Genomic DNA, 11,829 nt, shown 5'->3' on the forward strand with positions numbered 1-11,829 from the left:
AGAACCGGCAGCATAATGGAAACCAAGATCATCGCTATGCCGCGCTGATCGTTCCAGAATTCACGAATGGTCCCCAACATGACCCTACTCTCCATTCGTGTCGGGTGTCCTCGCGCGCCCGACGCGCCGCATCCTTCCGCTACTTCGCTGCGTTGGTTTCGCTCGACTGTCCGACATTGACTGTCATGTTCGTTGCCGACGCTGCCGATCCGCTCGGTGGAAGCTTGTATTTCTGAACGACCCCGACGGAACGTGCGCCATCGCCCTCGATCTTCGTGTTGTTGGAAGCCGGGTTATACGGATCGACCGTCTGCAGCAGCTGATTGGCTTTCTGCGAGTCGCCGGAAGCCAGTGTCATCGTGTCGTAATTGTGCAGATAGTCGGCCGCGCAGCCCGCGAGCAGACCGGTGCCGAGAAGGACGAGCAGGAGCTTACTTTTTGACATAGAGCAGCTTGTCCTTCGATTTCACATCCAGCATGTGGCCATAGGGCCCGGTGACGCCGTCGCCATGCTCGTACATGCGGATCATGTCCTTGCTGACTTCCAGTTGGCCGAGCAGCATGAGTTCCGGATCGTTGGCGGGCTTGGTCTTGTCGAAAGGCGTCGCCAGTTGCTCGCCGGGTTTCACCGGCCGCACGAGATGTGGCGTCACAATGACGACGAGCTCTGTCTCTTCCTTCTGCGTGCTCGAATTGCGGAACAACACGCCGACGATCGGCACCTGGCCAAGCCATGGCACCTGGTCTTGCTGTATTGTGTTCTTGCTCGAAAGCAGGCCACCCACGGCGAAGCTCTGGCCGTCACGCAGGTCGACGACGGTCGAAAGCTTGCGGTTGGTGAAGATCGGATCGCCGGCGGCGGTGAAGCCGGTCAGGTCGCTGACTTCTGGTGCCAGCTTCATGTGAATCTTGCCGTCGTCCAATACCACCGGCGTGAAGTTCAGATTGACGCCGAACTGCTTGAACACAATCTCGACTTCGCCTTGCGCGTTGACACTGCGCACGGGCACTTCACCGCCGGCATTGAAGCTGGCCGTCTCGCCGGAAACCGTGGTGAGATTCGGTTCGGCAAGAGTTCGCACGACACCCTTTGCCTCCAACGCCTCGATGATCAGATCAACCTTTAGGTTGTTGTCGATTACCCTCGTTATCAGCGCTGCAAATGGGCTGGTGTTCGATAGAAGGCCGGAGAGGATATCTCCCGGGCCGAGCACCTTATTGTCCTCATCGACTGCCGCATCGCCGGTACCGGTTCGAGTCGTGCCGCGGCTATTCGTGCTTCTGATCGACACCCCGAGATCGCGGCCGGCATTTCGCTTCGCCTCAAGGATGCGCACCGAAAGATTGACCTGCTCGCTGTCATCGATCGTAACCGAATTGATGATCGCGTCGGGACCATATTGCTGGGTGACCTCGACGATGGATGCCAACGTCGCCGCGTCCTTGACGTGGCCGGAAAGCCTGACCTTGCCGTTGATGGAGCCGATCTCGATGCGTGCTTTCGGCGCTACCTGGCGAATGGCGACCGCCATGTCGCTGACATCCTGGCCGACCTCGATCTGAATGGCGCCAAGCGAGCGCTTGTCCTCGGAAAACAGATTGACCGTGGTGGTGCCGACACTCTTGCCGATGATGTAGAGCGTCTTGTCGGTCATCGGCTGCGCGTCGGCGATCTTCTCGTCGCCGACGACGATGTCGCCCAAAGTGGCGTTCACCTGGATCGTGGCCGATTGGGAGATCGGTACGAAGACGCGGTGCAGCGACGGGCTCGACACGTCGATGAAGCGGTCGGCAGCCCTGGCCGAATGGCCAAGCATCGCCGGTGCAACCACGAAGGATAGCGCGACCGCCACTATCCTGAGCCAAAACCCCTGCATTCCCCGTCTCCCCGTTTGCTGCCCTTGGCAGCCCGCCGCGCCGACCTTCGTCAGTCTTGTCGCGGCACCTCGTATGTTTCCAGCTTGATGCCCCGGAACACGCCGACCGTCGCTTGCTTCGGCGGCTCCGGCTGGACGTATTTGATCACTTCTTTCACTTGCGGCTGCGCCTGAGGTGCGGCGGCCACGACCGTGACCGGCTTTGCCTTGCTCATCTGATCGATCTGGCTGCCGACTCGTTCCACCGCCTTGGCCAGGCCATCGATCTTCTCGTCGGCCTGCTTGCGCGCCGCTTCTTCGGCGGCCTGCCTGTCAAGCTCGGCCTGGCGCTTGGCGACATCCTCCGGCGTGTCGCCGGTCAAGTCCGCAAGTGTCACCCTCTCATTAACCTCGCCCCTGCTGCCGGCAGCCTGGCGCAACGCCAGTGACAACTGCCCCGCGCCCGCCGCGAGCGTCAGCTTCTGGGCGTCCTTGGTGCTGACTTCGACCGTGACGGCCTTTACGACCTGCGGGTTGTCCTTGCTTTCATCGGCGACCTGGTCGACGGCAAGCACTTTCACGCTTTGCAGCAGAACATCGACGAAGCTTTTGTCGGCGCCATCTTCGCCGCGTGTGGTGCGGGTCAGCAATACGTCGACCCTGTCGCCCGGAAAAACAAAGCCCGCGACACCGAGCACGTCGTTGACGCGGATGGAGACCGCCTTCATGCCCTCGCTAAGCACCGCCGACAATGTAGCACGCTGGCCCGGGCCGGTGATCTTGGTCGCAAGAATAGGTTCATTGGCGCTGATCGCTTGGAGCGCTTGGCGCGCGCCGCTGCCGGCCATCGCCTCTTTGACGGTCTTGAACGAGCCCGCCGGAACCGCCCCCGCCGGCCAAGGAATTTCGCGCAGCTTGTCCGCGCTGAGCGCGTCGCCGAATTTCAGCGGCATGGCCGCGACCACGACGCTGCTTGCTTGCACGCCGTTCGATTGGGCCAGTGCGTTGCGCTGGCCGGCCAGCCAAATGTTGACGAGGACAACCGCCAGCACACCGAATATGCCGGCGAGAACGATCATGATGAGTGTGTTGGCGCGCATAACCCAAGCCCCGAGCCAATAATGCGGGATTCGCCCCGCCATCACTTAAGTTCAGGCCCGGATTGCATAGCCCGGGCCTGATGTTGATCAAGCGATCAAGAACCGGCGCCGCTAGCGCAGGAGCCGACGCCCGAGTTATCCATGGCGGTGCACAGTTGGGTGAAGCGACCCGTGACCCAACCGCCGATGCCGATGATGATTCCGATCGCCGCGACCGCGATGATGCCGATCAGGATCGAATATTCGACCATAGCAGCGCCGTTTTCATCGTCGCGGAACTGCCGGGTCATCGTCATGAGCTTTTTCATGCCAATTTCTCCCTTTGGAGGTTTGAACCCGACGAGACAGAGCAAAGGAATGAACCCCAAACCCAAGCATCCCCCGTCACGTTCAATCCTAGGTCGCACGAAAAAGCCGAGTCAAACGGATTAACAGTTCCTTAACCCTCCAATACTCGATTTGAGACTTTCCCAATTTCGACAACAGCTTGATTCGGCTCGTTTTTCAAGTCATCTTAACCATTCATTCACAATTATGCCACGCCCGTGGCCAGTGGCTGCCACATTAGAAGCACGACATATCCGTTTATATTAAGTGGGTTAGCAGGGCGACTCCGCGGGAGTCGTCAAAGGTCTTAGGACTTTGGTCCATGTTCGCGAAGCAAACGAAAAATAGAACGATTTATCAGACTTTGATTTCTTAACTATGTCGCAAGTAATACCTTTAGTGTGTCCTCCAAGCCGCTTGTGCCCCCCGTGGTTAACGCTTAGTTTCGCGCTGGGGAAAATATAAGGGGGTAAGCGGCATGCTGGGTCGCTTCATCAAAGGGCCGAACGAACACAACACGTCGTTGGCGCCGATCATCGCCGCCGCGCCGAATGGAGCGGCCACGGCTCCCGCAGCCGAAGCGGAGCCGCAGGGCGATGATTTCCTGACCCTCAAGGTCGAGCTGCATCGCCATCTTATCGACCGCTTTAATCTGACCGCGCTGGAAAATGCGTCGAAGGACGAGATCCTGAATGAGATCCGGCCGATCGTGCGCGAGTTCGTCCGCGGCCGCAACGTGCCCTTGAATGCCCGGGAGCTCGATCAGCTGACCAGCGACACGGCCGATGAGATGCTGGGCCTTGGTCCCATCGAGCCGCTGCTGAAGGACGACTCGATCACCGACATCATGATCAACACGCATGAGCGCGTCTTCATCGAACGCCGCGGCATCATCGAGGAAACCTCCATCCGTTTCCGTGACGAGGCGCATCTGCTGCGCATCATCAACAAGATCGTCTCGGCCATCGGCCGCCGCGTCGACGAATCAGCGCCGATGGCGGATGCGCGCCTGGCGGACGGCTCGCGCGTCAACATCGCCGTGCGGCCGGTCTCTGTCGACGGCCCGCTGGTCTCGATCCGCAAATTTTCGAAGAACCCTTACTCGCTGGAACGCCTGATGGCATTCAATTCGATCCGCCAGCCGATGATCGACATGCTCAAGATCGCGGTGCAGGCGCGCAAGTCGATCCTGGTTTCGGGCGGCACCGGCAGCGGCAAGACGACGCTTCTCAACGCGCTGTCCAGCCATATCCCGGCCAAGGAACGCCTGGTCACCATTGAGGACGCGGCGGAATTGCAGCTGCAGCAGCCGCATGTCGGCCGGCTGGAAACGCGCCCGCCCAATGTTGAGGGCAAGGGCGAGATCCGCCAGCGCGAGCTGGTGAAGAATGCGCTGCGCATGCGCCCCGACCGCATCATCGTCGGCGAGGTGCGCGGCGAGGAAGCCTTCGACATGCTGCAGGCCATGAACACCGGCCATGAAGGCTCGATGACCACAATCCATGCCAACACCCCGCGTGATGCCATCTCGCGCCTGGAGCAGATGGTTGGCATGGCCGGCATGCCGATGACCCACGAATCCATCCGGGCTCAGATCGCTTCCGCCATCGACATCATCGTGCAGACGCAACGCCTTTCCGATGGTGGGCGGCGCGTGATCTCGATTTCAGAGATCACCGGCATGGAGGGGAATGTCGTCCAATTGCAGGAAATCTATCATTTCGTCAGGCGTGACGTGACCGCCGACGGATCGATCATTGGTGATTTCCGTGCGACCGGCGTGCGTCCACGCTTCGCGTCGGAGGCCGCGACGCTTGGTCTCCACTTTGCCAAGGACGCCTTTAACCCGCAGGTGGCGCTGTAATGCTCACAGGACAGGCGCTACTCTATTTTATCTACGCCGTTGCAGCGGCGTCTGTCATTCTGGCCGGTGAAGCTTTCTATCTTTCACTGACCAGTCGGCGCTCACGTTTCGCCGCGGTCAATTACAGGCTACGTCGCCTGGCTGACGAAGCGCCGGCGGAAAAGACGTTGAAGAGCTTGCTGCGTGAACGCGGCCTGACCGAGTCCGGAGACTTTGTCTTCGGTTTCGTTTGGTTGAACCGGCTCTATACGCAATCCGGCATCACCGGGAACCCGCTGATTTTCGCGGCGGTATTCCTGCTCGCCGGGTTGGCGATTGCGCTGACGCTGACACTGCTTTTCGGCTTTTCGGTTGTCGCGGCTCTGATCGCGTTTTTGATCGTGGGTCTTGCTCTGCCCCTTGTTGTCCTTCGGCGCGCGCGCAACAAGCGAATCGAAAAGTTCGCCAAGCAGCTCCCCGATGCCCTGGACATGATCGTTCGTTCGCTGCGCGCAGGGCACCCCGCCTCCGTTGCCATAGGTCTCGTCGCCCGCGAAATGGCTGACCCGCTCGGGACGGAATTTGGCATAGTTGCCGACGAAATCACTTTCGGGCTCAGCATGGAGCAGGCTGTAAAAAAGCTGTCGGAACGAGTGGGTTTCGAAGGATTGCATTTGCTGACGGTTTCTCTTTCGATCCAGTCGAAAACCGGCGGCAATCTCACCGAAATTCTCGCCAATCTTTCATCCGTCCTTCGTGAGCGGCAGAAATTGCGGCTGAAGATCAGAGCGCTCTCAGCCGAAGGGCGAGTTTCCGCATGGATAATCTCGTTTTTCCCGGTTGCAATGTTTCTGATACTGCAGGTCATTGCGCCCTCTTTCTATGGAAAGGTCTGGCACAGTCCGGCTATCGTCCCGATATTCACCGTCTTCGGTTTTTGGGCGTTGCTTGGTGATTACATTATGTATCGGATGGTCAACTTCGATTTTTAGGGGTGGCCATGAGCCTGCTTTCGAACATTAACGATCTGACCTTTCTGGTCTCCCTTGCCGTCTTCGCGGCGGCGGTGGCTTTGTTCCTGTTCGCGGCGCTGGTCCTCATGCCTGCAATGCAGACTCGTAAGCTTGTTTCGGACAGCCTTTTGGGTGAGCGCTCAGTCGACCCGCGATCCATACTGGCCCGGGACGAGCGCGCCAGGCTTGCGGCGCAGAAACCGATCGAGGCCTATTTCAAAGCTGTCGAAAAGGAACACAGGCAGCCGGATGCGCTTGAGGCAAAACTGTTCCGCGCCGGCTTCTATCAGAAGAGTGCGCCTTTAATTTACACGCTCAGTCGTCTCGCTGCTGTCGCCACAGGTTTTCTGGTGATGTACGCGCTTCTATCGAACGTCTTACCATCGAAATTGCCCGGCTTCTTCACTTTCGCCGGCGCTGGCCTGATTGGTCTCGGCTGTATCGTCATCCCGAGCATCATGCTCGACCGGTTCGAGAATACGCAAAAGAAAATCTATCGTCGCGCCTTTCCGGATTTCATGGATATGATGATCACCTGCGCCGACGCGGGCATGAGCCTCGAGGCGGCGGTCGAGCGGGTCAGCCACGAACTGGCCGGTACCCATAAGTGGCTTGGCATCCAGCTCTCGATCATGAATCTGCAATTGCGCGCCGGCAAGCCGCTGCGTGAGGCGCTACGCGAGCTTGCCGATCGCATCGGCCTGGATGAGGCAAAGGCCTTGGCGGTGCTGTTCCGGCAATCGGAAGAACTGGGCACCAGCCTGACCGATGCTTTGCGCGTCTACAGCGCCGAGATGCGCGACCAGCGCGTTCTTCAGGCCGAGGAGCGTGCCAATTCCTTGCCGGTCAAAATGATGATTCCGCTGGGGCTTTGCATTTTCCCTGTGGTGATGATGGTGATCATGCTACCGGTCATCATTCGCATGAGGGGCATTTTCTTCTGAACCGTCATATGATTAGGTTCTAAATTGAGTCGGAGGGCTTCTTGGGGCACAAGATGACAAAGCCGATGCGCCTAGCCGCCGCAGCCGGTGTGCTGCTGGTCATGCTTGCTGGTTGTCAGTCGACCGACACCACGGGCGGGGTCGTGCGCACCAACGAACCCGCCAAGGGCGACTACACAGCTTTTGGCGATACCTTCGACGGCCTGAAGACCATCAGCGATGTCGACTACTACGCCTCCGATCAGGCCATCACCGAGGCCAAGACCCAGTTCCGCTCCGAAAACTACGGCAATGCTGGTGCGCTGTTCTACAAGGCGACCCGGCTGGCGCCGAATGACGGCGTTGCCTGGCTGGGCCTTGCCGCCTCCTGTGATCGCATCCGCCGCTTCGATCTCTCCGATTTGGCCTATAGCCGAGCCTTCAAGCTGCTCGGCGCGACGCCGGAATACTACAACAATCTCGGCTACTCCTATCTGCTGCGCGGCAAGCTGCAGGAGGCGCGAACGAATTTCCTCAAGGCCTACGAGCTCGCGCCCAACGATCCGACCGTGGCCAACAATCTGAAGCTTCTGTCGTCAAGCGTGCGGAACATCGAGCGGTCATGAGCCTTTTGCTCGCCGCGTCGCTGTTGCTCAGGGCGCTGGCCATCCCGCTCCTCGGCAGGATCGCCTGGACCGATTTCACGACGCAGAAGATTGCCAACCGTGACGTGCTGCTGCTGATATGCCTCGGTCTCGGCTCACTCCAGCTCGTGTCCGTGCAGAGCGGATCATGGTGGGACATGGGCCTGAGCGCGATCGGCTGCGTGCTGCTGTTCGTGGCGCTGTTTCCATTCTGGGTCCTGCGCAAGCTCGGCGCCGGCGACGTGAAGCTGATGGCGGCGGTGCCGCTTCTGATTGGCGGAAACGGCCTTGTCGTGTTCACGATTTTCCTGCTGGTCTTCGCGCTGGCAACCGCGGCATTGGTCAAGAACCCCTTTCTCCTGCCGGCGGGCGCGTTCCGTCTCTATGTCCAGCACATGGACAGGAAAGGCGTCGTGCCGTTCGGCGTGCCGATCTCGGCCGCCGCGATCTGCGCGATCCTGTTCCAGGTCTATGGCGGTGTGATGCTGGCCAGCAGCTCGGGAGAACTGCAGCAGCTTAACTAGCGTTTAGGTCCGCGGGGTCCTTCCATGTCAATAGCGAGGCTGGCGGCTCGCAGCAGTTCGGCGGTGTGGCGCGCCAATCAATTCTTCTTCTTGACGGTAATTACCTATATCCTTGTCGCGCTTATCGCTGCGGTGCATTGGAAAATTGCCATCGATGTAAAATTATACAACAAAAATTTCCTGTTTTTTGGGTCCGTAGTAACTCTCATTCTTGTTGTCATGGTTTCCGGTCGGTTGCTCATTGAGCGGCCAGCGGAGCCGTTGCGCGCCATAAGGAATCTTATGATTTCCAACAGGCTGGCGGACCGAATTATAGTCGGATTGCCGGTTGCGCTCGTCTTCCCGATCTTTTTCTCGGTGTTCACCAGCATCAAGGGAGGCATCGGCAAGATCCAGCCATTCTATGCCGACCCGGGCCTGACCGCGGTCGACAGGGCAATTCATGGCGGGATCGAAGCCTGGAGGTTTTTTCATCCTATCCTCGGCTTTGGCCCCGTCACCTTTTCACTGAACGTTCTTTACAATCTCTGGTTCGCAGAGGTTTTCATCGTTCTGTTTTGCGTCGTTTTTTCCACCGGGAACGAGCGGCTGCGTTCCCAGTTTTTGGTCACGTTCATCCTGAGTTGGGTGCTGCTCGGCAATGTCTTGGCGGCGGCCTTCGCATCGGTTGGACCGGCATTCGTTTCGCCATTTTACAGCGACAGCACGTTTTCTCCCCTGATGGACTACCTTCGGACGACTAATATTACCTACCCTGTCTTGGCGTTGGACACCCAGAATTACCTGTTGGCCGACGCCAGCCTTGATGGCCCTCGCTTGGGTAGCGGCATTTCGGCCTTTCCATCTGTGCATGTGGCGGTGGCTACCCTCAACGCAATTTACTTGTGGCGCTTTGGTCGAGTGCTGCGGTGGGTTGGCCTGATCTTCTTGCTCTGCATTCAATTGGGTTCAGTGCATTTGGCCTGGCACTACGCCGTCGATGGGTACGCGTCTATGCTATTGACGCTAGCCATCTGGATCTTCGTCCGATGGCTTCAAAGGGCGTTAAGCCTGTCTGCCGACAAATATGTGAGATCCGGTGCCGATTTCGGCTGACCCTGCCTTCAAGCCGCTTATGTCGACGGCATAGCGCCATCCCCGATGCGCTGCCCGCTATAGCGCCATATCAGAACGGTCGCGATGATCGAGAAATAACCATCGATGGCATAGTGCCAGCCGAAATAGACCGACCCGAAGAGGATCACGCCGGCATAGGTCCACGCTAAAGCGCCGACCCGTCGATTGAGGCTTGAAAGGAAAAGGGCGTTCAGCACGGCAATAGCCACGTGGAAGCTGGGCATCGCCGAAATGCCTGTCCCTATCGAGGCTCTGTGGGTCGTATACGACGCATACAGGTGATCGGTGATCAGCAGGGTGTCCGGTCCGGAATCGCTTGCCTTGAGCGATCGGATAAGGTCCTCGAATCTGTCTGGATCGAACAGCCGATCATAGAAGATCGGTCCTGCCGATGAAGCGGCCAGTCTCACGATCACACCCAGAACGACTGCGGTGGTGATAAGCGACAGGAAATAGCGCTGGCGCTTCGATGCATCGTCCAGCCAGGCCGCCACGACGACGACGGTGGCAAGCACGACGAACCAAAGCTGCGAATACAGAATGTAGAGCGCTCGATCCGCGATGCCTGGAACCGGCAGGGCGCGCGCCCATCTCCACGGATCGCCGAAATGCAGGTCAGCGTCGATCCTTGCCAGGAATTGATCGGCGAAGAACGGCACCATCTGCGAGAATTCATGCTTATAGGCAGTGAATGCAGCCAGACAAAGTATGAAGACCCCAAGCGTTGATGCCGCTCCGACGCCTCGCGATGCGAGTTTGTGCAGCAGCCAGCTTGCCGGGGCCCGTGGTTGGCTGACGACTGCTGCGACGATCAGCCCGATCAGGATCAGAAAGGGCAGCAACAGATAAAGCAGCAGGAGCCTGAAGGTGCCCAGCGCGGCGAAATAGGTATCGGGGTACAGATAGGCCGCAAGCCCGGCATAGCACAGGCAAGCAACCGCGAGCTTTGCGGAGACCGAGAACCTTGATTGTTCGGCAGCTATGTCAGGCGCCATTTCCATTGCCGCACCGGCTTTTTCTTGATGACGGGCAAAGGCGGCGGCTCGCCCGAAACGGCTGGTTTGGGCGAGTCGAATATGAAGCGTTCGGTGAGGGCCACCGCGCCAGCCGCCACCGCGCCCACAACAGCCAAAATGAGAAGCGTTCGAAGAAAACCCAACGAGACCCCCAGAGCCCGATTTTAGAGCGATTCAGCGTTTGATGGAATCGCCAACCCGCTCTAGCTCTTTGTTTTTAAGCAATCCGGACAGCAAACCGCTGCGCACTTTTCCTGGAATTGCTCTCAAAACCCCGACGTCTGCTTCTCTACCAGCTTCAGCTGGCCCTTCTCCAACTTGAAAAACGGCATAGACCTTTGGCTTGAGCCGTCGCTGCGGAAGCGGAACAGGCCGGTCGAGCCGCGGAAGCCGATCGCGTTTTCCAGCACCTGCTTGCTGAAGCCGTCGGGGCCGGCGGAGCTCGCTATGCCCGCGCTCAGCGCCACCATGTCGTAGGCATAGGCCACGTTGACGTCTGGCTGGTAGTTGTAGGTCGCCTTGAAGCGGTCGGCGATCGGCCCGGTCTCGCTCTGGTCGAGCGTGGCGATATAGGCGCCCTCATAGAGCGGATCCATCGGGCGCTCGAGCCAGCGGTCGGTGCCGATCAGCGTCACCGTCTTGCCGGGAATGCCCTTGGCCTTCAGCGCCGCAAGCACGGCGGCCGGGCTGCCGTCGCCGCAGGCGACGACCACGGCATCCGGCGCCTCAACCAGCGAGCCCATGTCGGACACCACCTTGGCGCCGCCATCCGTCGGCGAATAGGGCAGCGTCACCGCAAGCGTGGCGCCATAGATGCTGAGCGCGTTGGCCACCCGGGATTCGACGGCGCTTGAATTCGCGCCCGCCGGCACCATCAGCACGAATTTCCTGGCGCCCTTGCCGGCGATTGCCGCCGCGCCGGCCGCGGCACTATCGGCTTCGCTGAGCCGCACGGAATAGACGCCGGGGCCGCCGGCGAAATTGTCGGCCAGCGCCAGCACCGGCGGCCGCTTGGAGCCGGAGAGCTTGGCAAGGTGCTGCGCGGCCGCAAGCTCGGAGGGGCCGAGGACGACCTTGGCCGTGCCCGAGGTGATCGCCTTCACCGCGAGGTCCTTGGCGTAGCCGCTGTCGCCGCGCGTATCCTGGATCGTCAGCGTCAAAAGCTTGTCGCCGAGATCGGCCATTGCGAGCCGCGCGCCGTCATACATCTTCCGGCCGTTCTCGCCGGTGCTTTCGGGCGCCGAAAGCGGCAGCAGCATGGTCACCTTGGTCGGCCCCGTGCCGAGCGTCAGGTTGGCCTTCGCTGCCACGGCCGAGGTCGGGCCGCTCGACGTCGCGCTGGTCGCGGTTCCGGCGCCCTGTGCCGCGGCGGCCGGGTTGCCAGGGGCCGCGCTGCTTGCCTGCTGCGCCGCGGCGGCGCCCGCCCGGCCAGCCGGCGCCGCGATCGCCGACGGATCGAGCACGTCC

The 11,829-nt window shown here is 59.9% G+C and carries 12 protein-coding genes; 6 read left to right on the top strand and 6 right to left on the bottom strand.

Annotated features, from left to right (window positions below; all coding sequences use genetic code 11):
- Positions 1 to 139: 139 nt before the first annotated feature.
- The 4 genes from EOA24_RS13500 to EOA24_RS13515 form a co-directional block, all read right to left on the bottom strand.
- Positions 140 to 445 (bottom strand): hypothetical protein, encoded by a 306-nt coding sequence (locus EOA24_RS13500; RefSeq protein ID WP_126079121.1) that lies wholly within the window; start codon positions 443 to 445, stop codon positions 140 to 142.
- On the bottom strand, positions 432 to 1,877 hold the full coding sequence (locus EOA24_RS13505) for a type II and III secretion system protein family protein (protein WP_126079120.1): 1,446 nt from the start codon (positions 1,875 to 1,877) through the stop codon (positions 432 to 434). The genes EOA24_RS13500 and EOA24_RS13505 overlap by 14 nt, the downstream gene beginning before the upstream one ends.
- A 50-nt stretch (positions 1,878 to 1,927) precedes the next feature.
- The gene (gene cpaB / locus EOA24_RS13510) at positions 1,928 to 2,956 is read right to left on the bottom strand and encodes a Flp pilus assembly protein CpaB (protein WP_126079119.1); all 1,029 of its coding nucleotides are present in this window, start codon (positions 2,954 to 2,956) and stop codon (positions 1,928 to 1,930) included.
- A 95-nt stretch (positions 2,957 to 3,051) separates the two neighbouring features.
- Complete coding sequence (locus tag EOA24_RS13515) at positions 3,052 to 3,264, bottom strand: Flp family type IVb pilin (RefSeq protein ID WP_126079118.1); 213 nt, start codon at positions 3,262 to 3,264, stop codon at positions 3,052 to 3,054.
- A gap of 497 nt (positions 3,265 to 3,761) precedes the next feature.
- On the opposite strand from EOA24_RS13515, the gene EOA24_RS13520 reads away from it, so the two are divergent.
- The 6 genes from EOA24_RS13520 to EOA24_RS13545 are packed head-to-tail and all read left to right on the top strand — an operon-like array spanning position 3,762 to position 9,325.
- Positions 3,762 to 5,147, top strand: coding sequence for a CpaF family protein (locus EOA24_RS13520; protein ID WP_127255966.1), 1,386 nt, complete (start codon positions 3,762 to 3,764; stop codon positions 5,145 to 5,147).
- Positions 5,147 to 6,118, top strand: a complete 972-nt coding sequence (locus EOA24_RS13525) for a type II secretion system F family protein (protein ID WP_126079116.1) — start codon at positions 5,147 to 5,149, stop codon at positions 6,116 to 6,118. The genes EOA24_RS13520 and EOA24_RS13525 overlap by 1 nt, the downstream gene beginning before the upstream one ends.
- 8 nt (positions 6,119 to 6,126) lie before the next feature.
- A complete protein-coding gene (locus tag EOA24_RS13530; RefSeq protein ID WP_189343243.1) occupies positions 6,127 to 7,083 on the top strand; it encodes a type II secretion system F family protein in 957 nt (318 codons plus the stop codon).
- Between the two features lie 53 nt (positions 7,084 to 7,136).
- A complete protein-coding gene (locus EOA24_RS13535; RefSeq protein ID WP_189343242.1) occupies positions 7,137 to 7,688 on the top strand; it encodes a tetratricopeptide repeat protein in 552 nt (183 codons plus the stop codon).
- Positions 7,685 to 8,230 (top strand): prepilin peptidase, encoded by a 546-nt coding sequence (locus EOA24_RS13540; RefSeq protein WP_126079115.1) that lies wholly within the window; start codon positions 7,685 to 7,687, stop codon positions 8,228 to 8,230. The genes EOA24_RS13535 and EOA24_RS13540 overlap by 4 nt, the downstream gene beginning before the upstream one ends.
- 24 nt (positions 8,231 to 8,254) lie before the next feature.
- Positions 8,255 to 9,325, top strand: coding sequence for a phosphatase PAP2 family protein (locus tag EOA24_RS13545; protein ID WP_126079114.1), 1,071 nt, complete (start codon positions 8,255 to 8,257; stop codon positions 9,323 to 9,325).
- A 17-nt stretch (positions 9,326 to 9,342) separates the two neighbouring features.
- Here EOA24_RS13545 and EOA24_RS13550 read toward each other — a convergent pair whose 3' ends face one another.
- Positions 9,343 to 10,341: a phosphatase PAP2 family protein gene (locus tag EOA24_RS13550; protein WP_189353934.1), complete on the bottom strand. Its 999-nt coding sequence runs from the start codon at positions 10,339 to 10,341 to the stop codon at positions 9,343 to 9,345.
- A gap of 287 nt (positions 10,342 to 10,628) precedes the next feature.
- The coding region (locus EOA24_RS13555; protein ID WP_127409856.1) for an ABC transporter substrate-binding protein at positions 10,629 to 11,829 on the bottom strand (1,201 nt) is incomplete at its 5' end.

It is taken from the genome of Mesorhizobium sp. M2A.F.Ca.ET.039.01.1.1 (genome assembly GCF_003998035.1).
In the GTDB taxonomy this organism is placed as follows: domain Bacteria; phylum Pseudomonadota; class Alphaproteobacteria; order Rhizobiales; family Rhizobiaceae; genus Mesorhizobium.